Source organism: Halomonas garicola, assembly GCF_055382465.1.
This window is the reverse complement of record NZ_AP043931.1, coordinates 2,183,153-2,206,729: the sequence shown is the minus strand read 5'-3', so window position 1 is coordinate 2,206,729 and position 23,577 is coordinate 2,183,153. Positions and strand designations below refer to the sequence as shown.

The window sequence follows — 23,577 nt, the reverse complement described above, 5'->3', positions numbered from 1 at the left end:
GTCAGGGCTTTTTTGTGCTCGGCAGGGGGCCTGCCCGGCGCCGGCGGGGCGGATAGGTGCGCAGCTCGCCCGGAGGGCGCCGGGTCATGTCGATATCCATGTCGTAGCCCCGGACGAGCAGCTCCACCAGCATCATCGCCGACAGGCCCCAGATCACGTAGCCGCCGACCCGGTAGCTGGGCACGTAGTAGCGGCGCCCCTCGGCGGTGATGACGTCGGTATGGGTGCGCCGGTCGTCGAGAAAGTAGTCCAGCGGCACTTCAAAAATGGCGTCGAGCTCGCCCGGCTCGGCTTTTAGCGGCAGGTCCGGGGGAATCACGCCGACCCAGGGGGTGACCTGGAGACCGTGCAGCGACACCAGATCCGACAGCCGCCCAAGCGAGGTGACCTGGCTCGGCGCCAGCGCGATTTCCTCTTCGGACTCGCGCAGCGCCGTGGCGTAGAGATCGCGGTCGCCGGGGTCGCGCTTGCCGCCGGGAAACGCGACCTGCCCGCGGTGCGTGGTCAGGTGCAGGGCCCGCCGGGTAAACAGCAGCGTGGGCGCGGCGCGGTCGACAACGGGCAGCAGCACGGCGGCCTGGGGCAGGCCCAGGTGGTCAAGCGTTGGCGGGCGGTACGCTTGCAGGCGCTGGCGCAGGGTGTCTAGCATGGGCGGCTATCTCTCGCGGCGCTCATATCTCGGCCAGCTGCCAGACATCAAAGGCCGGCTCTTCGTAGGGATGAGCGAGCCTGAGGGCGGCAACGGCGGCGTGAATGATGTCGTCGTCGCAGGCAAGCTCTACCTTAAGCTCGTCGACCCGGGTCAGCGAGTCGACCTCGCCGATGTGCGGCTCGGCGCCGGCCAGCGGGCGGAACTGCCCGGTCCCCCGGGTTTGAAAGCAGCACGCTTCATAGTTGCCCTGGCGCCCGGCGCCGGTCTCGAATACCGCTTCCTTGACGCTCTCTGCCGCGTCGAGCGGCACGTAAAAAGCCAGCTTGTACATATTGCCTCCCGGCATGGTTGGGGGATAGCAGCTATCTTGCCAAAGATGCGGGGTAAAAAGCGACGCCCGCCGGGCCTGACACAAAGGAGACTGCCCATGGAGGCCGGACTGCGCGCCCTGCTGGAAGAGCAGGGAGTGAAAGCCACCGATACGCCCCGCCTGATCAGCGCAGGGGGGAACAACGCCGTGTACCGGCTGGCAACCGCCGAGGGCGAGCTTATCGCCAAGAGCGACGCGCCCGAGCAGCTGGAGGGCGAGGCCGAAGGGCTCATCGCGCTTGCCCGGGCCAACAGCGGGCTGGTCGTGCCCGACGTCATGGGCTGCGGCCACGGCTGGCTGCTGACCGAGGCGCTAAAAGCCGCCGCCGGGGGCGATGAGGCCGCGTTGGGAGAGGGGCTTCGCCGGCTTCATCAGACGTCTCTCAAGGAGCACGGCTGGCACCGCGACAACGCCTGCGGGCAAACGCCCCAGCCCAATGCGCCCATGGCCGACGGCCGCGCCTTTCAGCGGGAAAGGCGGCTGCTGCCGCTGGTCGAGGCCTGCGCCCGGCACGACCTGCTGGACGCCGAGACCCAGCGGCGCATCCGCCGTCAGGCTGACACTCTGGAAGACTGGCTGGCGCCGGCCGCGCCCCGGCTGGTTCACGGCGACCTGTGGGCCGGCAACGTGCTCTATACTCCGCGCGGCCCGGCGTTGATCGATCCGGCGGTATACGCCCACTATCCGGAGGTGGATCTGGCCATGCTGACGCTGTTCGGTGCCCCGGGCGGGGCGTTTTGGGATGCCTACTGGGACGGCGCCGCGCCGGCGGACTGGCCGCGGCGGGAAGCGCTGTTTCAGCTTTATCCGCTGCTCAACCATCTGCTGCTGTTCGGCACCGGCTATCTGGGCGGCGTTCGCCGGGCGCTTTCTCGGCTGGAGCATGCCTAGCCTGCGCGCAAACGCTGAATGGGCGTAAAAGCGGTGTGATTACGCGACTGACATGCGATAATGTATGTAAATTTTGGCCCGCCCGGCCAACCCGAAACCGACCATCATGTAACGAGGAAGACGCCATGCTGCGACAGCCCCTCACTTCTGCCCTGACCACGGCGCGTCGCGCGCTGCTGCCTTCGCTCATCGCGGCGGCCTGGGCGACGCCGGCCCTGTCGGCGGATCTTTTGACCATCACCCGGGACGCGCTGGACAACAACGCCGCGCTGGGTTCCGCCGAAGCGGTGACGGAAAGCACCAGGGCCGCCCGAGACGCCGAGCAGGGCAATTTGCTGCCGCAGATAAACGCCCAGGGCAACGTCGCCCACAGCGAGCAGTTCGAGCGCCAAAGCCGCCAGGGAGCCGCAGGCATGCCGGGGGCGGGCGCTCAGGACGACAGCGTCAACAGCACAAGCCTCACCCTTGAAGCCACCCAGGCGCTGTTCGATGCCCTCAACAGCCGCGAGGTGACAAAAGCCGAGCGCCAGATTGATCAGCAGCTTTACCAGCTGGCCGCTACCGAGCAGGAGGTGCTGATCAACGTGGCATCGGCCTACTTCGAGATCCTCCGCGCCCACGAGATCCTCGAGGCCCGTCGCGCCCAGGAGCGCGCCATCGGCCGTCAGCTCGAGCAGGCCAAGGAGCAGTTCGACGTCGGCCTGATCGCAATCACCGAGGTGGAAGAAGCCCAGGCGCGCTTCGACCAGTCCCGGGCCGAGCGCATCGCCGGGCAAAGCGATCTTCAGGTCAGCTTTGAGGCACTCGAGCGCCTGACCGGCAAGCGCTACTCAGACGTGGAAGCGCTGGGCGACGACATGCCCATTCAGGTGCCGACCCCGGATGACCGTCAGCACTGGGTCGATCTGGCGGTGGAAAATAACCCCCAGGTGCTGGCTAGCCAGGCCGGCGTCGAGGTCAGCCAAAGCAACGTCGATATTGCCCGGGCCAACCGCCTGCCTACGGTCAGCGCCTTTGCCAGCTACAACTACGACGACAACGACGCCGACGGCGTGGACGGCTATAACTCCGAAGGCCAGGTCGGCGTGCAGTTCAGCCTGCCGCTCTATACCGGCGGTGCCACCACCTCGACGATTCGCCAGAACACCTTCCTGCTGGAGTCCAGCCAGTACGATTTTGAAGACCAGCGCCGCGAAGCCGTGCAGCAGGTGCGCTCGCGCTACACCCAGGTAAGCAACAACGTCTCCACGGTGGATGCTCGCCGCCAGGCGATCGTCTCCAACCAGAGCGCGCTGGACGCCACCCGGGCCGGCTATGAGGTAGGCACGCGCAACATCGTCGACGTGCTCGACGCCGAACAGAACCTCTACACCGCCATGGCCGACTACGCCAGCGCCCGCTACGACTACGTGATCAACCTGCTCACGCTTCGCCAGCAGGCCGGCGTGCTGGACGTCGATGCGCTGGAAGAGGTCAACGGCTGGCTGAGCGCAGACAGCGTCAGTTTCACCCTCCCCGAAGAAAACGCGGATAGCGTGACCCGCATCGGCGAGCGGCCGACGCGCGACTCCTGAAGCATCAGTTCGCTAAATACCGGTTCGCTGCCGCAGACCTGACGGGGTGGCGTTCATGTTTACATTCATGTGTGTATGGTTGTAGGCTTTGCACATTCTGTCAGGGCGTTAACGGATACAAGGACATCATGAAAACGACGTTGAGTAGAGTTGGCCGCGCGGCCGCCGCCGTGGGAGCCAGCGTATTGCTGGCTGCCTGCGGCGGTGAAGAGTCCGCGGACCAGCAGGGCCAGCAGGGCGGCGAAGAGCAGCAGGGCAAGCCCCGATCCGTCGAGGTCACCACGCTTGAGCGCCAGGACGTCGCGCTGGAGAAATCCTATCCGGCCCTGCTGCGCAGCGATGACGAAGTCACGCTGGTGGCGCGGGTGACCGGCACGCTGGAAAAAAGGCTGTTCGAGCCGGGCCAAATGGTCGAGAAGGGCGACACGCTCTACCGCATCGAGCCCGACCGCTACCAGACCGCGGTTAACCAGCGCAAGGCCGATCTGGAAAGCGCCCGCGCCAAGCTGTCGCGCGCCCAGCGCGACGCCGAGCGCTTCGAGCGCCTGCTCAGCCAGAACTCGGTGAGCCGCCAGCAGTACGACCAGGCGCTGGCCGACCGGCGGGTGGCCCAGGCAAGCGTGGCCCAGGCCTCGGCGGCGCTGGAAAGCGCCAATATCGATCTCGACTACGCCGGCGTGACGGCGCCGGTATCGGGAATGATCAGCCTGAGCATGGTCAACGTCGGCAATCTGGTCGATTCGGGCACCAAGCTTGCTACCATTACTCCGCTAGACCCGCTGGAAGTGCGCTTTCAGCTGCCCCAGAAAGATGCCTACGAGCTGCGCCACCAGCTGAAAGCCGGCGCCGATATCAAAGACATTGGCGCCCGGCTTGAGCTGCCGGGCAGCGACACCGGGCTTAGCGGCCATCTCGATTTTCTCGGCGCGCGGGTCGACGAAGCCACCAGCACCGTTCAGGCCAACGCCAACTTTGCCAACCCCGACGGCCAGGTGCTGCCCGGCCAGTACGTGCGCGTGCATCTGGAAGGCCTCAAGCGTTACGACGTGCTGGCGGTGCCGGAAATTGCCCTGACCCAGGGGCTGATGGGGCCCCAGGTCTTTGTCGTTGACGAGGAAGACACCGCCCGCGCGAAAACCGTGGATCTTGGCGACCTGGCCGGCCCCTGGCAGATTCTGCGCGACGGCGTAGAAGCCGGCGACCGCGTGGTCGTGGGCGATCCGGCCGGACTCAAGCCCGGCACGCCGATCAAGCCGGAATCCTTTGACGGCGATGCGGGCGCGCTGATGGAAGAGGCCAAGGAAGAAAAGCAGGCCGAAGAGCAGCAGGAGAAACAGGAAGCCCAGGAGGCACAGCAGGAGCAGCAGCAAGCGCCGGATGAAGACGCCGAGTCGTCAGCGGATACCGAACAGTCCCAGGCCGCGTCGGATGACGAGGACGCGTCGTAATGAATTTCTCCAACTTCTTCATCAAACGGCCGATCTTTGCCACGGTCATTGCCATTATCCTGACCGTGATCGGGGTCATGAGCATGCGCGTGCTGCCCATCGAGCAGTACCCAAGCATCGTGCCGCCCACGGTATCGGTCAGCGCCCAGTTCCCGGGGGCTGACGCCGAGACCGTGGCGCAAACCGTAGCGGCGCCGCTTGCCGAGTCGATCAACGGCGTCGAGGACATGCTCTACATGACCTCGACCAGTGCCGACAACGGCTCGATGAGCCTGTCGATCGCCTTTGACATCGGCACCGACGGCGACATCAACACCATCAACGTCAACAACCGAGTGCAGGGGGCGCTGTCCCAGCTGCCCGAGGCGGTCCAGGATCAGGGCGTACAGGTCGAGCTCAGGTCAAGCTCGATTCTGATGATGATCGCGATGACCTCGCCCCAGGAAGACTACGACCGCGTCTACCTGCAGAACTACGCCACGCTCAACATCCTTGACGAGCTGCGCCAGGTGCCAGGGGTCGGCGAGGCAGAAGTGCTGGGTGGCGGCGAGTTCGCCATGCGCATCTGGATGGACCCCAACAAGCTGTCCCAGTATGACCTGACGCCGGCGGAAGTGGCCACGGCGATTCGCTCGCAGAACACCGAGGTGCCGGCGGGCAGCCTGGCGGCCACGCCCCAGAGCGAGCCCCGGGCGTTTACCTATACCATCACCGCCGGCGGGCGGCTGAACAACGTCGATGATTTCCGCAACATCGAGCTTCGCACCAACCCCGATGGCTCCTCACTGACCTTGGAGGACGTCGCCCGCGTCGAGCTGGGTGCGTCGTTCTACGGCGTCGAGGCGCGGCTGAACGGCGGCACCATGGCGCCGATCGTCATCAACCAGCAGCCCGGTGCCAACGCCCTTGAAACCGCCAAGGCGGTCAAGGACACCATGCAGGAGCTCGAGCAGCGCTTCCCCGAAGGGCTCGACTACGTGGTGCCCTACGACACCACGCTGTTTATCGACGCCTCGGTAGAAACCGTGCTGCACACCTTCATCGAAGCCTTCCTGATCGTCGGCGTGATTCTGTTCATCTTCCTGCAGAACTGGCGCTTTACCGTGATCGCCATGTCGGTGGTGCCGGTCTCGGTGCTGGCCACCTTCGCCGGTTTCTACATGTTTGGCTTTTCCATCAACCTGCTGACGCTGTTTGCGCTGGTGCTGTCGATAGGCATCGTGGTGGACGACGCCATTCTGGTGGTGGAAAACGTTGAAAGGGTGCTCGGCGAGGAGGACCTGACCGTGCGTCAGGCCACCGTGCGCGCGATGCAGGAAGTCGGCGGGCCGATTATCGCAACGTCGCTGATCATGGCGGCGGTGTTTGTGCCCGTGGCCTTCCTCGGCGGCTTTACCGGGCAGATTTACCAGCAGTTCGCCCTGACCGTGGCGATTTCGGTGGCGTTCTCGGCGCTGATGGCGCTGACGTTTACCCCGGCGCTGTCGGCGATTTTCATCAAGAACAAGAAAGACACCGAAGAGACGAAGGTGATGCGCGCGCTGCATACGCCGCTGCGCCTGTTTGACCGTATTTTTGCCGGCATCACCGCCGCCTATATGGCCGCGGTGAAGGTGCTGGTGCGCTTCTGGGGGGTGGCCCTGCTGCTTACCGCCCTGGTGGGCGGGGCGACCTGGTGGCTTTATGAGACCACGCCGGCCACGCTGGTGCCGGAGACGGACCAGGGTATCGTGCTGGCTACCGTTTCGCTTCCGGACTCGGCGTCGCTGACGCGCACCCGGGACTACATGTCGCGGCTTTCCGAGCGTATCGAGGAGATTCCCGGCGTGGAGTATTCCTCGGCGGTAGCCGGTTACGACATGCTGTCAAGCGCGGTGAATACCGCACGGGGCATCATGTTCATCAACATGGATGACTGGTCCGAGCGCGACCTGACGGCGGAACAGCTGGTAGGCAAGATCATGCAGCTGGGCGCCGAGACCGACGGCGGTGAAGCGATGGCGTTCAACGTGCCGCCGATCATCGGGCTGTCCACCACCGGCGGCTTTACCGGCTATCTGCAGTCGTTTGGCGGTGCCTCTTCCCAGGAGCTCTACGAGGCCTCGCTCAAGGTCATGCAGGCGGCCAACGAGCACCCGGGACTCAACCAGGTGTTTTCCACCTTCAACGTCAACGTGCCGGGCTACCGGGCCGAGATCGACCAGCAGAAGGTGCTGGGCTATGGCGTATCGCTGACGGATCTTTATTCGACGCTGTCCAACACCTTCGGTAACGGCTTCGTTAACTACTTCAGCTATCAGAACCGCAACTTCCAGGTCTATCTGCAGAACGAGGACGAGTTCCGCAAGACGCCGGACGATATCGGCAACGTCTATGTGCGCGGCAGCAACGGCGAGCGTATTCCGCTTTCCGAATTCGTCACGCTCGAGCGCCAGACCAAGCCCTCGGTGGTATCGCGCTTCGGGGTGTACCTGGGCGCGCAGTTCCAGGGCGAGCCGGCGGAAGGCTACAGCTCCACCCAGGCCATCGACACCATGGAAGAGATCGTTCAGGAAACCCTGGGCGATGAATGGGGCATGGGTTGGACTGGCACCGCCTATCAGGAATCCACTCAGGGGGGCGCGGCGACGCTTGCCATCGTCTTTGGCCTGCTGATGGTGTTTTTGATCCTGGCGGCCCAGTACGAAAGCTGGTCGCTGCCGCTGGCGGTGCTCACCGCTACGCCTTTCGCCCTGTTTGGCGGCATCGGCGGGGTGGCCCTGCGCGGGCTTGACAGCAGCGTGTACGTCGAGATCGGCATGCTGGTGGTCGTGGGGCTGGCGGCGAAAAACGCCATCCTGATCGTGGAGTTTGCCGAGCTGCAGCGCAAGGAGCTCGGCAAGAGCATCCGCGAGGCTGCGATTATCGCCGCCGAGCTGCGCTTCAGGCCCATCGTGATGACGTCCCTGGCCTTTATCCTGGGCACGATGCCGCTAGCGCTTGCCACCGGGGCGAGCGATACCAGCAGCCACCACATCGGCACCACGGTGTCCGTTGGCATGGCGACGGTAGCGATTATTTCGAGCTGCTTCGTTCCCAGCTACTACGCCATGATTGCCGGCGTGGCCGACTGGGCCAACCGCAAGCGCGGCGCTGGCGACGACCAAAGCGCTGAAGAAGACAGCAATAGTACCTCGGCATAAGCCCTGAAAAGCGCCTGCGCCGGACGCGTAGGCCCCTATAACAGGCTTATATGAAAGACTGAGCACCGGCCACTGGGTCGGTGCTTTTTTATGTCGGCATGCCGGCAAAGCCAAGCCTTAAAGTATATAAGCGACTTGTGGGCTATACTGGAAACGGCAAGAGATGAATGGAAGGGGGCAAGATATGGAAAATGTCAACGCGCTTTTTATCAGCTTTCCGATGATCGTGTTCAGCCTGCTGGTGCCGCTGGTAGTGCTTTATTGGCTGCTCGCCACCGTGCGGCTGGTGCCGGTCGAGCTTTTTGAGCGCGATAGCCTCAGGCACGAACACACCGCAAGCACGCTGGTGTCGCTTGGCTTTGCCGGCGTGCCGGCGACTTTTGCGCTGAGCGTGCTGATCGTTTTAGCCGGGCTGTTCACCCTGGCCGTTGAGTTTTTCGTGCTCAGCCGGCTGCCCTTGGGGCTGTTTCGCGTGCCGCTGGGCGTGGCCGTGCTGTGGGCAGCGTTTGCGCTGGCGTCACCGCTGGCAGCGCGCCTGTGCCATAAAACCCACCGCTGGTTCCACGGTCAGCGCCGTACGCTGCTCGGCGAGATGGTGGAAGTCACCCATGAGGCGGATGCCGACGGTTGGGCCGATGCCGTCCTGCTGAGCGACCGTAGCTGTTACGTACGCCTGCACGGCAAGCGGCAAAGCGGAAGGATACCCAAGGCCGGGGAGCACCGGGTGTTGGTCAAGTTTATCGCCGAGGAAAATGCCTACCGCAGCGTCACCGAAGATGCCTACCGCGATGCTCGCGCCCACGCCCGGCGCCTAACCCTGCAGCGCAAGACGTCACCGCATCATCTATAAGTCAGCGGGGGAGGGGTACGCTGCATCAGGGCCAGCTGGGTGTCGAGCAGCTGTGCCCCTTCGCGACGAATAGAGTAGCTTTCGTGGTTGCGCAGCCAGTCGTGAAATAGCCCGGCAAGCATGGCCTGCATGATCTGCGCGGCCACGTCCGGCGCCAGGCAGGGGCGCAGCTGGCCGAGCTTGCCGGCCATGTTGAAATATTTCAGCAGCGCGCCGCAGGTTTCTGACGACATTTCGTTTTGCATGGCCAGCGGGTCGATGTCGCCAAAGGTCTCGCAGTGGTGAAGCAGGATGGAATGCACGCGCCGGTAGCGCGGCTGCTCCAGGTGCGCAAAACCGTTGATGCAAGCCAGCCGCACCGCTTCCAGCGGTTTCTGGTCAAGGGTGGTATCGTCGAGCTCTTTGACCAGGTCTTCAAAAGGCAGGCGCACGCGCTGGAGCATGGCCTGAAACAGGTCCGCCTTGTTCTTGAAGTGCCAGTACACGGCGCCCCGGGTCATGCCGGCGTGGCGGGCAATCTGGTCAAGCGACGTGCGGGCAACCCCGTGCGCAATGAACATATCTTCGGCCGCGTCCAGCAGCGTTTCCCGCGTGGCAGCAGCTTCGGCTTTGGTTTTTCGGGCCATGGTCGAGCAACCTGAAGAGTGAGTACGGCCACCCCAGTTTACCCCACCGCCGGAATTTTTACATTCAAAAGTGTATGGATAACGCCAACCATGACAAGCACACCTTCGCCGGCGCGCGCGCCTTTTCAGCTGGGCCGGGAAAGCGTGGCCCCGGGCACGCGCCGACAGATCGACGTGCCGGTGGCGCGGCTTTATACCCATACGCCGCTGAATGTTCCGGTAGAGGTAGTGCACGGGCGCCGGGAAGGCCCGGTACTGCTGGTATGCGGCGGTATTCACGGCGATGAAATCAACGGCGTGGAGATTGTTCGCCGGCTGCTGCACGTCAAGGCCATTGCCGCCCTGCGCGGCACGCTGATTGCCGTGCCGGTGGTTAACGTCTTTGGCTTTTTGCAGCAAATCCGCTACCTACCCGACAGGCGCGACCTCAACCGCTGCTTTCCCGGGAGCGAAAGCGGCTCGCTTGGCGGGCGCATTGCGGCGCTGTTTTGCGAGCAGGTCGTCGATCACGCCACGCCGGTGCTGACCTACGAGGCAGGGGAGGCGCTACGCTTTGACGAATGGGCCATCGCCCCGGGCGTCAGCGGCGTCCTGCGGGTGATGCGCCGGCTGGGCATGCTTACCGCCGCGCAGCGCCGCCGGCCCGCGTCGGCTGAGGTGGCCAACGGTTCGAGCTGGGCCCGGGCCCCGATTGACGGCATTCTGCGCCCCGGGGTGCGCCTCGGCGCGCGGGTGGCCAAGGGCGATCTGCTGGGGTGGGTAGCCGGCCCGTTTGGCAATAACCCAGGTGAGGTGAAGGCGGTGGCCGACGGCATCGTCATCGGCATGACCCGCCTGCCGCTGGTCAACGAGGGCGAAGCGCTGTTTCACATTGCCCGCTTCGACGCCATCGACGAGGCCGAAACCGCGGTCGAGTCGTTTCAGTCGCTGCTCACGCTGCCGCCGGCGCTTTAACGCGGCCCAGCGCATCGTCGTAAACGTTTAGCCCGGCGCCGTCGCGGTGGGCGTTTTCGGCCAGGTGGCGGCGGAACTGGCGCCCGCCCGGGCAGCCCTGAAAAAGCCCCAGGGTGTGTCGCGTAACGTGGTTGAGCTTGGCACCCTCGGCCAGGCGCTTGGCGATATAGGGGCGAAACGCCAGCGCCGCCTCCATGCGCTCGGCCGCCGGATTGGCTTCGCCGTACAGGCGGCGGTCCACGTCGGCGAGCAGCCAGGGGTTCTGGTAGGCTTCCCGGCCCACCATCACGCTATCCACCCGCTCAAGCTCGCCGGCGCAGGCGTCGAGGGTTTTCAGCCCGCCGTTGAGGCCGATGTGCAGCGTTGGATGGCGCATCTTGAGCCGGTGCACCCGGGCGTAGTTGAGCGGCGGCACGTCGCGATTCTGTTTGGGGGAGAGCCCCGCAAGCCAGGCCTTGCGCGCATGCACCTTGAATATCTCGCCGCCGGCATCCGCCACGGTGATGATGAAGCGCTCCAGATCCTCGTCCTCGTCCTGGTCGTCAATGCCGATGCGGCACTTCACCGTGATGGGGATTGTCGTTACCGCCTGCATGGCCTTTACCGCCGCGGCGACCTTTTCCGGGTGCGCCATGAGGCAGGCGCCGATCAGGTTGTTCTGCACCCGGTCGCTGGGGCAGCCCACGTTCAGGTTGACCTCGTCGTAGCCCCAGGCCTCGGCAATCGCCGCGCATTCGGCAAGCTCACCGGCGTCGCTTCCGCCAAGCTGCAGCGCCAACGGATGTTCCACCGCGTCGTAGCCCAGAAAACGCTCCCGGGGCGAGCCGTACAGAATCGCTCCGGTGGTCACCATTTCGGTGTACAAAAGCGCACGCCGGGTCAGCGTCCGCGCAAACGCCCGGTAGTCCCGGGTAGTCCAGTCCATCATCGGCGCCACAGAAAAGCGGCGCGCGGCATTGGCCGGGTGAGCGGTGGTCATGTTCATGGGCATTTTCACGAGCGATAGCGGATGGGCGTTCAGAAACGAATGGCGGGTATTCTACGCAATAACCGGCAGGCCCGACAAAATTGGCGCACCTTGTCGTGTAATGGTCAAATTTTTTGGCCACTGCCTTTTGAGCATTCGAGTACATCGCTTCAGCTGCATTTGGCGGCAGCCTTGCGCCATTGTGAACTATGGTTTACATTTAGCGCAATGAAGCTCATTCGCGAAACCGCTACCTATGCGGGCTGGTTCTCCGGGCTGAAAGATGCGCGGGCCAGAGCCAAAATACTGGCTCGAGTACGCCGCGCCGAGCTGGGTAACTTTGGCGACTACGCCCCGGTGGGCGAAGGCGTGTCGGAGTTGAGAATTCATTACGGCCCGGGATACCGGGTGTATTTTGCCCAGCGGGGCCTTGAGCTGGTGATACTGCTGGCGGGCGGGGACAAGTCGAGCCAGTCACGCGATATTGCGGCGGCCAAACAGCTGGCACGGGAGTTGAAGGAGGCACCATGAGCACACTGCGCCAATGGGATGTGGTAGACCACTTGAACAGCGAAGAAGATATGGCGCTGTACCTTGAAGCCTGCATGGAAGAAAGCGATGCCGCTCTGGTGGCGGCGGCGCTGGGGGACATTGCTCGTGCCAGAGGCATGTCTCAGCTGGCTCGAGATACCGGCCTGACCCGGGAGGGGCTTTACAAGGCGCTCTCGGCAGACGGCAACCCCAGCTTTGCCACCATCATGAAGGTAACCAAAGCGTTGGGTTTCTCACTGCATGCCAAGGTGTCCTGAACCGTCGCAATACGCCGGTTATGCCACGCCCCGCTTTTGTGCGGGGCGTTTTTATTGGTGGGGTGGGGCAGTCGCCAGGGGCATGGCTATGCTAACCGGCGCTTAATGGGGTGTGGTTAGCATGGGCGTCATTACGATAGCCGCAATTTTACAAGCGAAAGGAGCAACGGGTGTTATCTCTGACGTTGGGGCCGCTGGCCATCTCTGTGGGGCAGGCGCTGATTGTGCTCGCGTTTCTGGTGGCGCTGATTGCCGGCAAAATATCCGCCGGGCGGCGGGACGTTGCCATCAGCGATACGATTATCAACCTGGCGCTGGTGGGCATGGTCGCCGCGCGCCTTGTTTTTGTCGGGCGCTACTTTGCAAGCTACGGGCCCGATCCGCTGGCGTGGATCGATATTCGTGACGGCGGGTTTGACCCCGTAGCCGGCGTGCTGGCCATGGTGGCGTACGGCGTTTACCTGGGCTGGCGGCGCGGCGTGCTGCGCCGGCCGCTGTTCATGGCGGCGTTTGCCGGGCTTCTGACCTGGGGGCTGACCGGCGGCGCCATCAGCCTGATCGAAAATCAGGCAAGCCGGCCGCCGCAGGCCGCGCTTCAAACGCTGGATAACGCCTCGGTGGACCTTGCCAGCCTGCAGCAGGAAGCCGGCGGCAAGCCGATGGTGGTCAATCTCTGGGCGACCTGGTGCCCGCCGTGCCGTAAAGAGATGCCGATGCTGGAAAAAGCCCAGCAGGAGCGCACCGACGTGCTGTTCGTGTTCGCCAACCAGGGCGAAACGGCGCCCACCATTGACGACTTTCTCGACCACGAGTCGCTGGCGCTGGATAACGTGCTGCTGGATCTCAAGGGCGCCATTGGTCAGGAAGCCGGTTCGGCCGCGCTGCCGACCACGCTGTTTTATAACGCCAACGGCAAGCTGGTAGACACCCACCTGGGCGAGCTTTCCCGGGCGACGCTGCGCCACGCGCTCAAGCGTACCGCGCCGGATGCCTGACGCCGATAGCACATGGCCCACTCTCCCGACGGGCTGCCCGCTGCCCTGATATACTGATAGCCGGCATTTCCGGACTCGACCTGACGGCGGAAGCCTTTTGGCCGTCAGGTTCCATTCCTCACGGCAAGATGATACCAACCATGCTTTTTCTTTTTTCCTCGGGCGCCAGGCGGCGCTTTTGTGTGCGGGTGCTTGGCGCGGCGCTGTTTTTCGTGCCGGTCGCGGCGTTGGCGGAAGCGTCGCCCGCGGGCCACTATGATCTGCCGGAAAGTGGCAACATGGTGGGCGAGGTCTATCGCATCACGGTCGAGGAGGGCGATACCCTGCTCGATATCGCTTCTGAGCAGCAGGTGGGCTATGAAGAAATCCGCCACGCCAATCCGGATACCAGCCTGTGGGCGCCGGAACCCGGCACCGAGGTGACCATTCCGGCGCGCTATATTCTGCCGCCGGTACGTCGGCAGGGGTTGGTCATCAACCTGGCCGAGCTGCGGCTGTATTATTTCCCCGATACGCCAAAAGGCGAGACGCCGACCGTCGAGACCTACCCGATCGGGATTGGCCGAGACGGCTACGACACGCCGCTGGGCGTTACCAAAACCACCATGAAGCTCGAAAATCCGGCCTGGTACCCGCCCGATTCCATCCGCCAGGAAGCGGCGGAGAAGGGCGATTCGCTGCCGTCGGTGGTGCCGGCGGGGCCGGACAACCCGCTGGGCGAGCGGGCGATTTTGCTGGACCTGCCCGGCTACCTGATTCACGGCACCAACCGCCCTGACGGCGTCGGCATGCGCGTAAGCCACGGCTGTATCCGCATGCGCCCGGACACCATCCGCCAGCTGTTCTCCCGGGTGGGCGTCGACGAGCGGGTCAACATCATCGATATGCCGGTGAAGATCGGCCGCGACGGCGAGCGTCTTTACCTGCAGGCCTACCCGCTTGACGAGCAGGAGGCGGGCATGGACGCGGTGTTCCGCGCGCTCGACGAAACGCCTGGCGCCCAGGAGCGGGTGCTGGACTACACGCGCCTGGAAGCGGTGCTTGCCGCAAGCGACTGGCAGCCCACGGCGCTGGCGCCGCTGCCGGAGGCAGCGATTGAGACTCAGGCACAGCCGCATCGCTGGTACAATGCGTTTCGCGACTGGCAGCAGTCGCTGGAAACCCAACGGGATGAAACCGACTCGCGCGATGACGCGTAAACGGAGGCAGCCATGCACAGACGGCGTGCGCTTACCGGATATTCGCTGATGCTCGCCGCCGTACTGGCGCTTGCAAGCTGCGGCGGCAGCGAAGACGCCACTCCCCGGAGCACATCCGAGACGGCCTCCGGTGCCGAGACGGCGGATCAGCCGGCCTCGTCGCCCGAGGACGCTGAGCCGCTGAAAGTGACGATGAGCGCCGACGTGGCCATGCGTTCGGACCGGCGGCTGGAAGTGACCGGGAGCACCAACCTGCCCGACGACGCCCAGCTGCTGATCGCGATCAAGCGGGCGGCCAGCGGGGCGCGCTGGCAGGAGCGTGCTCAGGTGCAAGGCGGGCAGTTTCAGGCCGGGCCTTTAGGGTTTGGCAGCGGCGTGCCGGACGGCGACTACCGCGTGCGCGTTCAGCTGTCGGAGGCCAGCGTGCAGCCTGTGGCGGTACGCCGGCGCATTGGCGATAAAGGCGAGCAGCTGACAGGCAAGCTGGTGAAGGAGGCTCCCCACGGGCTGGGGCAGATCGCCGTCTATACGCGCGCCTTCTCAATCGGCAGCGAGCTCAGGCACAGCGAGAAAGAAGAAGGCGTGCGCTACCCCCAAGGCTAGGGTCTGTTGACGTTTCATGGCAGGGGTATTGGCAGGATAGGGGCAAGCTCGCAGAATAAAGGTTCCTACGCCAACAAACTGCAAGCCTGCCATGCCCCGACAAATGCTCACGGATGAACACTGGTCGAAGCTGAAACTTATCCTGCTTCAACAAGGTATTTATGACAAGGCCGACTTGCGTACCACGGTGGAAGGCATCCTTTATCGGATGCGCACTGGCTGCCCGTGGCGAGACCTACCAGAGGTGTTTGGCTTTTGGAACACGGTCTACAAGCGTTTCAACGCCTGGTCAGCGAGTGGAAAGCTGATGAGGATTTTCAGCTCTCTGGTGGAAGATCCTGATGTTGAGTGGCTGTTCATTGATCCCGCCTTATTCACGAAGACGCTGACTGGGCGGCGTGAAGAGGCTGGCTGGCGGCGTCGCTCATCAGGATCGGCCTCTCCGACGCGAGAGGCCGCTGAGTAATGCCCGAACATGGCTTTCTTCCCGGTTTCTTATAGCTCTTGGGAATCCATTGCGACCGTCAAAGCAGCCGTGACCGCCGGCCGCTGCAGCGGTCGCTCGATTTCAGGTCCTGAAGCCGTCTCGCCGGGCGTCAACTCAGCGCCGTCAGCTTCGGCAGCCCCTTCAGCAACGTCGGCCACCACTTATCGGCGGCGGCACCCAGATGAAGGGTGATCCGCCGGGCATGCAGCTTCAGTGTGGCGGCGACCTTAAGCACCTGCTCGCGCATCCGACTCAGGCTCCAGCCTTGCCGAGTCTGCCGCTCCAGCAGGCAACGCAGACCATGCAGGACCTGGTAAGCATAGAGGCTGAGTAGCAGGCTCACCTCGTTACGCGCCATCACGTCCTGAACCGTGGAGGCGCCACGATCCGTCGACGAGAGGTGTACGTCGAGCGCTGATTTCACCTCGCCCATGTGCGCTTCGGCGCTACCGCGCTTGCGGTACAGTGCCAGGACCTTCTCCGGCGGCCAGTCGAACTTGTTGAGGTTGGTGACCAGGAAGAAGGCATGCAACAGCAGGTCATCGGGTCGCTCTTGCACGACCAGTACCACGCGCCGTGGTTCAGGCCAGGTGCCGGCCTGGTACTCCAGGTCATGACACCATTCCCGTGGCTGCTCGGGCGGCCGACCTCGGGGCCGCTTCAGGTACGGCGCCGCCAGTGTCTGCAGCCCCGTGTGACTGCGCAGCCGGCCCAGGTACTCGATGCCGCGATCTTCCAACGCCTCCAGCGTGTCGTTGTCGGTGAACCCGGCGTCGATACGCACCCGAACCTGGGCGCCGGTGCTTTCGTTGAGCCGCTTCACCAGGTGCGGGATCCAGGTATCGGCGTTCTCGGCCGGGCCGGCGTTGCCTTCGCGTAGTAGGCCGCCCACCATGTCACCGGTTTCGGCCAGCGAGGCGACCAGCGGCGAGTAGATGCGGACCCCGTAAAGGCCATGATAGGCCGAGCCACCTTGGTGACCGTGGACCTCGATCGGCAGGCCGTCGATGTCGAGGGTCAACTGCTTGGGTCGCTCGCCGTTCTTCAGCGAGGTCAGGCGCCAGACTACCAGTCGCAGCAGGCCTTCATGCACGGCATCGATGTTGTCGTTGCGTCCAAGGCAAGTCAGCAGCCGCGACAGCGTGGCTTGAGACGGCCGGTCCTGGGCCAGTGGCGTCATTCCACGCGCATCGCTGCAGGCCAGCTGCCAGAGGGGATCACGCCGCAACGTGTCGGTATCGCTGAGGTCGATCCAGCCCATCGCGCGCTGCAGCACCAGGGTTCGCAGCTGGCTGGCCAGCGAGTGGCGGATGCGTAGCGGGTGGCGTTGATCGACCAGATTGTCTTCGAGCGCCTCGATCACACCGCTGTTGTCGAGGGCTTCACGCAGCAGCAGAGCGCCGCTGTCACTGGTGGTGCGGTGGCCGCTCAGCTCGACACGGACGGAGCCGTTGCACGAGGGCGTCCAGGTAGATAGGCTTTCACCCATAGCGGATGGCTCTCTTGGTTCAGGTTCTTGGCGGAACACATTGAATTTTCAAGAGAATACCATCCGCTATCTTCGTTTTCAGGCCGGCCTCATGAATAGGCCGGGTTGATGGCTCCTACGTCAAGGCTCACCAAGACAGCACTGGAGCTGCCACGGAAGACGCAGAAGCCATTGGCAAAAGTCGTGCAGGCAATACCAGCAAGATCCACTTGGCCGTGGATGCTTATGGGTTGCCGATCGCCTTCAGAATAACCGGGGGTGAAGTGCACGACAGCACGGAAGCCCAGGCATTGATTGACGGTTTGCCGGCAGGTGACGCGCTGGTGGCTGACAAAGGCTATGACAGTGAACGTATCCGTGAGCAGGTCGAAGCCAAAGGAATGGCTGCCGTCATTCCACGCAGGCGTAACTCGAAAAAAGGAAATGCCAATCTGGACAGAGGGTTATATCGCTACCGGCATCTGGTTGAGAATGCCTTTGCTCGATTGAAACCGTATCGCGCCATTGCGACGCGCTACGATAAGCTCAAACGAAATTACGAAAGCATGGTGGCCTTGGCATGCGGCTTTTTATGGCTACCAATGTGAAACGTCAACAGGCCCTAGGCAGGCGCGCCGGTTTTGCCCCCATGCCGGTGCGCCTGCTGTCGGCAAGCGTTGCGGTGCGTATAATGGCGCCACGCTTTTGTCGACGACGCTCACCCCCTTGTGACATTAAGGACTTCACCATGACCGTACGTACCCGTATCGCGCCGTCGCCCACGGGCGACCCCCACGTTGGCACCGCCTATGTGGCGCTGTTTAACCTGTGTTTTGCGCGCCAGCACGGCGGTGACTTCATTCTGCGCATCGAGGACACCGACCGCGCGCGTTCCACGGCGGAGTCCGAGCAGATGATCCTCGATTCGCTGCGCTGGCTGGGGATCGAGTGGGACGAAGGGCCCGACGTCGGCGGGGCGCACGGCCCCTACCGGCAGAGCGAGCGCGGCGATATCTACGCCGAGTACGCGCAAAAGCTGCTGGACGCCGGGCACGCGTTCAAGTGCTATCGCACCGCCGAGGAGCTTGACGCGCTGCGCGAGGAGCGCAAGGCGGCCGGCATGCACCTGGCGCTGAAGCCCGAGGACCTGGCGCTGACGGCGGACGAACAGCAGCGCCGCGCCGACGAGGGCTGGCCCCACGTGGTGCGCATGAAGGTGCCGAAGGAGGGGGTCTGCGTGGTGCAGGACATGCTGCGCGGGCGTATCGACGTGGACTGGGCTCAGGTAGACGCCCAGATCCTGCTGAAATCCGACGGCATGCCCACCTACCATCTGGCCAACGTGGTCGATGACCACCTGATGGGCATCACCCACGTGCTGCGCGGCGAGGAGTGGATCAACTCCGCGCCCAAGCATCAGCTGCTCTACGAGTACCTGGACTGGGACATGCCGGTGCTCTGCCACATGCCGCTGCTGCGCAATCCCGACAAGTCCAAGCTGTCCAAGCGCAAGAATCCCACTTCGATCAACTATTATCGCCGCATGGGCTTTCTCCCCCAGGCGGTGACCAACTACTTGGGGCGCATGGGCTGGTCCATGCCCGACGAGCGGGAAAAATTCAGCCTTGGCGAAATGATTGACGCCTTCGATATTCACCGGGTGTCGCTTGGCGGGCCGGTGTTCGATCTGGAAAAGCTGACCTGGCTCAACGGCGTCTACATCCGCGAAGACCTGGACGACGACGCCTTTTTGCAGGCGCTTCGCGACTGGGCGTTCAACGAGGACTACGTCAGGCAGATTTTGCCCCAGGTGCGCCCGCGGGTGGAAACGCTTGCCCAGGTGGTGCCGCTGGCCGGGCACTTTTTCTCAGGCCTGCCGGCGATTACCGAGGCGTCGTTTGAGTCGGTCAAGCTGGAGAAAGAGACCCTGGTCAAGCTGCTGCAGTTTCTGGTGTGGCGGCTGGAAACGGTGCCTGCCTGGCACAAGGAAGCGCTGCTTGAGGAAGTGAAAGCGCTGGCGGCGTATTTCGAGCTGAAGATGAAGGCGTTTCTGGCGCCGGTGTTTATCGCCATCACCGGCTCGAGCGCGAGCACCTCGGTGATGGACGCCATGGCCATTCTCGGCTCGGATATGACCCGTGCCCGGTTGCGTCACGCCGTCAGCGTGCTGGGCGGCGTGTCGAAAAAGCAGGCCAAGCGCCTGGAGAAGGAGTATCGCGATCTCGCCTAGCAAAAGGCCAAAATGCTGGCTGAATGGCACCCGGATCGCGCAGCCAAAAGCGCTGCAAAAAAGCGGCGCTTTTTTCTTGACGCGCCCCCGGGGCATAAGTATTATACGCTCCGTCCTCGAGACAAGTGGGGCCTTAGCTCAGCTGGGAGAGCGCGACACTGGCAGTGTCGAGGTCAGCGGTTCGATCCCGCTAGGCTCCACCATTCTCTTCAGGATTTCCCCCGAAGCGTTCTGCTTCCTGCCGTATTGCGGCATCTTTGCGTCCCATTCGTCTAGTGGTCCAGGACACCGCCCTTTCACGGCGGTAACAGGGGTTCGAACCCCCTATGGGACGCCACTTCCGCTGTCTGCCTGATTCCCTGCCGCGCATGATGCCGGCCGCTTTTTGCTGCCTGGCTATCCGCTTTTTCTGCATGCTGGGTCCGCTGCCAAGCGACGCTGTGCCGGCTTGCCCCGGGCCTTGGTAACGCTAGCCTCAAACGCCTTGCCTGGCCTCAAAAAAAGGCGTTTTTGCGCCGTTTTGCGCTTGACTTGTCCACTTCGTCTGTTCCGCGAAGGGGCGCTGTGCACAACTGCCTATTATTGGCCGAAAAAAGGCTTGATATCTTTATTTTGTTTTAAAACAATGACTTACTGAAGGTTAAAAAATAACCAATTTAAGGCAGAGCCGCTCTGCATGCCGACTAGAGAACGTTTTCTAACGGTTGTAAACAGGGTTATCCACAGTAAGTGTGGAAAACCCCGATCGACGTCATTTTCAGAAAATGTCAAGGGTCATTCGGGCGCTTGCAGGCGCTTCAAAAGCGCCGTGATGTCCCGGCGTCCGTCGCTCTGGCGCTGCAGTTCGGCATAGAACTGATCCACCAGCGCGGTAACCGGGAGAGCAGCGTTCAGCCGGCGTGCTTCACCCAGGCAGATATCAAGGTCCTTGCGCATCCAGTCCACGGCAAAGCCGTGATCGTAGTCGCCGGCGAGCATGGTCCGATGACGATTTTCCATCTGCCAGGAGCCGGCCGCCCCCTTGGAGAGCACCTCCATCACGCGGTGGCCATCAAGCCCTGCCTGCCGGGCAAAATTCAGCCCTTCAGAGAGGCTTTGTACCAGCCCGGCCACGCAGATCTGATTGACCATTTTGGTCAGCTGGCCGCTGCTCGCCGGCCCCATGAGCGTCACCGCGCGCGAGTAGTGGGCCAAGACCGGCTCAAGGTGCTGGAACAGCGCATCCTCGCCGCCGCACATGATCGTCAGCGCGCCGTTTTCCGCTCCCTGCTGGCCGCCGGAGACCGGGGCGTCAATAAAGCCGATATCGCGCTGCCGGCAGGCCTCAGCTAGCTCCAGCGCCAGGTCAGCGGAGGCGGTGGTGTGGTCGACCAGAAAAGCACCGGGCGACATGCCCCAAAGCGCGCCTTGTTCGCCGGTGGTGACGTCGCGGACGTCGTTGTCGTTGCCCACGCAGCTGAGCACCAAATCGGCGCCTTCGGCCGCCTCGGCGGGGGTGTCGTGGGCGCTGCCGCCGTATTGCTCGACCCAGGCGTCGGCTTTGCCGGCGGTGCGGTTATAGACGCGCAGGGTAAATCCCTGACGTGCCAGATGGCCGGCCATGGGGCCGCCCATGACGCCAAGGCCGATAAAGGCAACGGTGGAGACGGGACGCATAGGCTGGTGGCTCCTGCTGGTAAAAAGGGAGAGGTCAAGTTACTGGATCGCCCACGCAAAAGGCCACCGCAGGTGGCCTTGTGGTAGCAGAAACGCACGTTCTTCTGCGGCGCGTTATTTCTTCTGCGGATAGTCCCGCTGGTCATGGCCGGTGTAGAGCTGGCGCGGGCGGTTGATCTTGTAGCTGTCGCTGAGCATCTCGTGCCAGTGGGAAATCCAGCCGATGGTGCGCGAGACGGCAAAGATCACGGTGAACATGTTGGTCGGAATGCCCATGGCCTTGAGGACGATGCCCGAGTAGAAGTCGACGTTGGGGTAGAGCTTGCGCTCGATGAAGTAGTCGTCCTCCAGCGCGATCTGCTCCAGGCGCTTGGCGATCTTGAGCTGCGGGTCATCGGCCAGGCCCAGCTCTTCGAGCACTTCGTCGCAGGTTTCCTTCATCACCCGGGCGCGGGGGTCGAAGTTGCGATAGACGCGGTGGCCAAAGCCCATGAGCTTGAACGGATCGTCCTTGTCCTTGGCCTTGTCGATAAAGCGCTGGATGTTCTCTTCGGAGTCGTCGCCGATCTCGTCGAGCATCTTGAGCACCGCCTCGTTGGCACCGCCGTGTGCCGGCCCCCAGAGGGCGGCAATGCCGGCGCTGATGCAGGCGAACGGGTTGGCGCCGGTCGAGCCCGCCATGCGCACGGTCGAGGTCGAGGCGTTCTGCTCGTGGTCGGCGTGGAGCATGAAGATGCGGTCCATGGCCTTGGCGTAGACCGGATTGACCTGGTATTCCTCGGCGGGCGTGGCAAACATCATGTAGAGGAAATTTTCTGCGTAGCTCAGGTCGTTGCGCGGCGAGTTGAACGGCTGGCCGATGTTGTACTTGTACGCCATGGCGGCAATGGTCGGCATCTTGGCGATCAGGCGCACGGCGCTGATGACGCGGTCTTCTTCGCGGGAAATGTCCATGTGGTCGTGATAGAAGGCCGCAAGCCCGCCGGTCACGCTGCACAGGATCGACATCGGGTGCGCATCCCGGCGGAACCCTTTGAAGAAGTTGTTGAGCTGGTCGTGAACCATGGTGTGGTTGCGGATGCGCGCCTGGAACTCGGCGTACTGGTCGTCGTTGGGCAAGTCACCAAACAGCAGGGTGTAGCAGAGCTCGACGAAGTTGGAGTGCTGGGCCAGCTGGCCGATGGGGTAGCCGCGGTGCAGCAGCATGCCCTGGCCGCCGTCGATATAGGTGATGGCGGACTGGCAGGAAGACGTTGCCATGAAGCCGGGGTCATAGGTGAACAGGCCTTCGCCGACCAGGCCGCGAACGTCGATGACGTCGGGGCCCAGGGCGCCTGAGTAGACGGGCAGTTCAATCGACTTGTCCAGACCGTCTACCGTCAGTGTTGCTTTCCTGTCAGCCATGCTGGCCTCCTTTCGAATTCGGATGGGACGTACGAGATTGCGGTGGTTTGCGCGCCGGGGAAAAAAGCCAATCCACTATAAAAGGGCCCGAAAGATTGTCAATTAGCCGAAATGCCAAGGGTGGCGGCGAGAGCCGCGCTGCTGTACAAAACTGTGATATGGCACAGTTTTTGTCTATGATTGGGCCGGTGGCCGCCGGTGCGGCGTCGTCCGCGCCTGCCTGCAAGCGATGCGCTAGCGGGGCCGGACGGCCGGGCCATTATGCGCTTTTTAGCAGCAGCGACCTAGTGCCGATATCTTGCACCATGGTCGAGTCACGCAGGGTTTGGTTTGTCAGCCAGCGCTCAGATTCATATAATTCGTGCAGCGCACTGCCGGTAGCAAGGGCGGTGTGCTCGACTTGGCAACGGCCGAGCCCTTCCAGCCATCACCGCCCGCCCGGGCTACGCCCGATCGCCGCCGAGCGGGCCAAGAGAGTGTGTATAGAGCCGTGAATAGCAAACGACCCGTAAATCTCGATCTGACAACGTTTCATTTCCCCCTGCCGGCACTGACGTCAATTGTGCACCGCATCACCGGCGTCATCCTGTTTGTGGGCCTGATCTTTGCCTTCTGGGCGCTCAGCAAATCGCTGTCGTCGCCGGCGGGCTTTGATGCGGTCAGCGACGCCCTGGCCAGCAACTTTCTGGCCAAGCTGATTGCCTGGGGGCTGGTCTCGGCCCTGGCATTTCATTTTGTGGCCGGCATCAAGCACCTGTTCATGGATGCCGATATCGGCGTGACCCATGAAGGCGGCATCCAGAAGGCGCAGGCCACCGTGGTTATCAGCGCCGTACTGATCATTTTGGCAGGAGTGTGGATATGGTAACCAGCGTCACCAATTTCAGTCGCAACGGCGTTTCCGACTGGGTCATGCAGCGCGTGTCTGCCGTGGTACTGGCGGTGTACACGGTATTCATCGTGGCCTATCTGCTGTTTCATCCCGACCTTGACTATTACACCTGGAGCGGCCTGTTCGAGCAGACCTGGATGCGGATTTTCTCGCTGCTCGCCTTTATTTCCCTGGCGGCGCACGCCTGGGTCGGCCTGTGGACCGTGACCACCGATTACCTCAAGTCCACCTACCAGCGCATGGGTGTCCAGATGCTGATCATCCTGGCCATCTTTGCCTACCTGGTATGGGGCATTCAACTTCTGTGGGGAGCCTGATTC

The 23,577-nt window shown here is 63.2% G+C and carries 21 protein-coding genes, 2 tRNA genes and 2 pseudogenes; 18 read left to right on the top strand and 7 right to left on the bottom strand.

The window, feature by feature from the left end:
• Position 1: 1 nt before the first annotated feature.
• Together ACZ46Y_RS10660 and ACZ46Y_RS10655 are read right to left on the bottom strand one after the other, a co-directional pair.
• A complete protein-coding gene (locus tag ACZ46Y_RS10660) occupies positions 2-649 on the bottom strand; it encodes a CoA pyrophosphatase (protein WP_311956318.1) in 648 nt (215 codons plus the stop codon).
• A 22-nt stretch (positions 650-671) separates the two neighbouring features.
• Complete coding sequence (locus ACZ46Y_RS10655) at positions 672-983, bottom strand: YqfO family protein (protein ID WP_311956320.1); 312 nt, start codon at positions 981-983, stop codon at positions 672-674.
• Between the two features lie 96 nt (positions 984-1,079).
• Between ACZ46Y_RS10655 and ACZ46Y_RS10650 the strand changes: the two genes are divergently transcribed.
• The 5 genes from ACZ46Y_RS10650 to ACZ46Y_RS10630 all read left to right on the top strand — a co-directional run bounded on the left by ACZ46Y_RS10650 (position 1,080) and on the right by ACZ46Y_RS10630 (position 8,967).
• Positions 1,080-1,913: a fructosamine kinase family protein gene (locus tag ACZ46Y_RS10650; protein WP_311956322.1), complete on the top strand. Its 834-nt coding sequence runs from the start codon at positions 1,080-1,082 to the stop codon at positions 1,911-1,913.
• Positions 1,914-2,038: 125 nt separating this feature from the next.
• Positions 2,039-3,487, top strand: coding sequence for a TolC family outer membrane protein (locus ACZ46Y_RS10645; RefSeq protein ID WP_311956324.1), 1,449 nt, complete (start codon positions 2,039-2,041; stop codon positions 3,485-3,487).
• A 128-nt stretch (positions 3,488-3,615) separates the two neighbouring features.
• On the top strand, positions 3,616-4,935 hold the full coding sequence (locus ACZ46Y_RS10640) for an efflux RND transporter periplasmic adaptor subunit (protein ID WP_311956326.1): 1,320 nt from the start codon (positions 3,616-3,618) through the stop codon (positions 4,933-4,935).
• Entirely contained in the window at positions 4,935-8,117 is a 3,183-nt protein-coding gene (locus ACZ46Y_RS10635; RefSeq protein ID WP_311956329.1) for an efflux RND transporter permease subunit, read from the top strand. Before ACZ46Y_RS10640 ends, ACZ46Y_RS10635 begins: the two co-directional genes overlap by 1 nt.
• A 184-nt stretch (positions 8,118-8,301) precedes the next feature.
• Positions 8,302-8,967, top strand: a complete 666-nt coding sequence (locus ACZ46Y_RS10630) for a hypothetical protein (RefSeq protein WP_311956332.1) — start codon at positions 8,302-8,304, stop codon at positions 8,965-8,967.
• On the opposite strand, the gene ACZ46Y_RS10625 is transcribed toward ACZ46Y_RS10630, so the two are convergent.
• The gene (locus ACZ46Y_RS10625) at positions 8,958-9,593 is read right to left on the bottom strand and encodes a TetR family transcriptional regulator (RefSeq protein ID WP_311956333.1); all 636 of its coding nucleotides are present in this window, start codon (positions 9,591-9,593) and stop codon (positions 8,958-8,960) included. The genes ACZ46Y_RS10630 and ACZ46Y_RS10625 overlap by 10 nt on opposite strands.
• 90 nt (positions 9,594-9,683) lie before the next feature.
• On the opposite strand from ACZ46Y_RS10625, the gene ACZ46Y_RS10620 reads away from it, so the two are divergent.
• Positions 9,684-10,547, top strand: a complete 864-nt coding sequence (locus ACZ46Y_RS10620) for a succinylglutamate desuccinylase/aspartoacylase family protein (protein ID WP_311956335.1) — start codon at positions 9,684-9,686, stop codon at positions 10,545-10,547.
• On the opposite strand, the gene dusA is transcribed toward ACZ46Y_RS10620, so the two are convergent.
• Positions 10,525-11,526, bottom strand: coding sequence for a tRNA dihydrouridine(20/20a) synthase DusA (gene dusA, locus ACZ46Y_RS10615; RefSeq protein WP_311956343.1), 1,002 nt, complete (start codon positions 11,524-11,526; stop codon positions 10,525-10,527). The genes ACZ46Y_RS10620 and dusA overlap by 23 nt on opposite strands.
• Positions 11,527-11,742: 216 nt before the next feature.
• On the opposite strand from dusA, the gene ACZ46Y_RS10610 reads away from it, so the two are divergent.
• The 6 genes and pseudogenes from ACZ46Y_RS10610 to ACZ46Y_RS10585 form a co-directional block, all read left to right on the top strand.
• Positions 11,743-12,045 (top strand): type II toxin-antitoxin system RelE/ParE family toxin, encoded by a 303-nt coding sequence (locus ACZ46Y_RS10610; protein ID WP_311956337.1) that lies wholly within the window; start codon positions 11,743-11,745, stop codon positions 12,043-12,045.
• A complete protein-coding gene (locus ACZ46Y_RS10605; protein ID WP_311956339.1) occupies positions 12,042-12,323 on the top strand; it encodes an addiction module antidote protein in 282 nt (93 codons plus the stop codon). The genes ACZ46Y_RS10610 and ACZ46Y_RS10605 overlap by 4 nt, the downstream gene beginning before the upstream one ends.
• Positions 12,324-12,493: 170 nt before the next feature.
• Positions 12,494-13,318, top strand: coding sequence for a TlpA disulfide reductase family protein (locus ACZ46Y_RS10600; RefSeq protein WP_311956340.1), 825 nt, complete (start codon positions 12,494-12,496; stop codon positions 13,316-13,318).
• A 140-nt stretch (positions 13,319-13,458) separates the two neighbouring features.
• Positions 13,459-14,517 carry a L,D-transpeptidase family protein gene (locus tag ACZ46Y_RS10595; RefSeq protein WP_311956341.1) on the top strand — a complete coding sequence of 353 codons (1,059 nt, stop codon included), beginning with the start codon at positions 13,459-13,461 and terminating at the stop codon, positions 14,515-14,517.
• Positions 14,518-14,529: 12 nt separating this feature from the next.
• Positions 14,530-15,120, top strand: coding sequence for a hypothetical protein (locus ACZ46Y_RS10590; RefSeq protein ID WP_311956342.1), 591 nt, complete (start codon positions 14,530-14,532; stop codon positions 15,118-15,120).
• 91 nt (positions 15,121-15,211) lie between these two features.
• Positions 15,212-15,484: pseudogene (locus ACZ46Y_RS10585) on the top strand (transposase); the annotation flags it as partial.
• Between the two features lie 232 nt (positions 15,485-15,716).
• Here ACZ46Y_RS10585 and ACZ46Y_RS10580 read toward each other — a convergent pair.
• A complete protein-coding gene (locus ACZ46Y_RS10580) occupies positions 15,717-17,096 on the bottom strand; it encodes an IS1380 family transposase (RefSeq protein ID WP_376717491.1) in 1,380 nt (459 codons plus the stop codon).
• A gap of 104 nt (positions 17,097-17,200) precedes the next feature.
• Here ACZ46Y_RS10580 and ACZ46Y_RS10575 point away from each other — a divergent pair.
• The 4 genes and pseudogenes from ACZ46Y_RS10575 to ACZ46Y_RS10560 all read left to right on the top strand — a co-directional run.
• Positions 17,201-17,683: pseudogene (locus ACZ46Y_RS10575) on the top strand (IS5 family transposase); the annotation flags it as partial.
• Positions 17,684-17,823: 140 nt separating this feature from the next.
• Complete coding sequence (gene gltX / locus ACZ46Y_RS10570; RefSeq protein WP_311954363.1) at positions 17,824-19,305, top strand: glutamate--tRNA ligase; 1,482 nt, start codon at positions 17,824-17,826, stop codon at positions 19,303-19,305.
• Positions 19,306-19,432: 127 nt separating this feature from the next.
• Positions 19,433-19,508: transfer RNA gene (locus ACZ46Y_RS10565), tRNA-Ala, on the top strand.
• Between the two features lie 58 nt (positions 19,509-19,566).
• Positions 19,567-19,642, top strand: a tRNA-Glu gene (locus ACZ46Y_RS10560).
• Positions 19,643-20,079: 437 nt separating this feature from the next.
• On the opposite strand, the gene ACZ46Y_RS10555 is transcribed toward ACZ46Y_RS10560, so the two are convergent.
• Both ACZ46Y_RS10555 and gltA read right to left on the bottom strand, forming a co-directional pair.
• Positions 20,080-20,961: an NAD(P)-dependent oxidoreductase gene (locus ACZ46Y_RS10555; RefSeq protein ID WP_311954367.1), complete on the bottom strand. Its 882-nt coding sequence runs from the start codon at positions 20,959-20,961 to the stop codon at positions 20,080-20,082.
• A 114-nt stretch (positions 20,962-21,075) separates the two neighbouring features.
• A complete protein-coding gene (gene gltA / locus ACZ46Y_RS10550) occupies positions 21,076-22,365 on the bottom strand; it encodes a citrate synthase (protein WP_311954369.1) in 1,290 nt (429 codons plus the stop codon).
• A gap of 490 nt (positions 22,366-22,855) precedes the next feature.
• Here gltA and sdhC point away from each other — a divergent pair, with 490 nt between their 5' ends.
• Positions 22,856-23,233, top strand: a complete 378-nt coding sequence (sdhC, locus tag ACZ46Y_RS10545) for a succinate dehydrogenase, cytochrome b556 subunit (protein ID WP_311954371.1) — start codon at positions 22,856-22,858, stop codon at positions 23,231-23,233.
• Positions 23,227-23,574 (top strand): succinate dehydrogenase, hydrophobic membrane anchor protein, encoded by a 348-nt coding sequence (gene sdhD / locus ACZ46Y_RS10540; RefSeq protein WP_311954373.1) that lies wholly within the window; start codon positions 23,227-23,229, stop codon positions 23,572-23,574. The genes sdhC and sdhD overlap by 7 nt, the downstream gene beginning before the upstream one ends.
• Positions 23,575-23,577 lie beyond the last annotated feature (3 nt).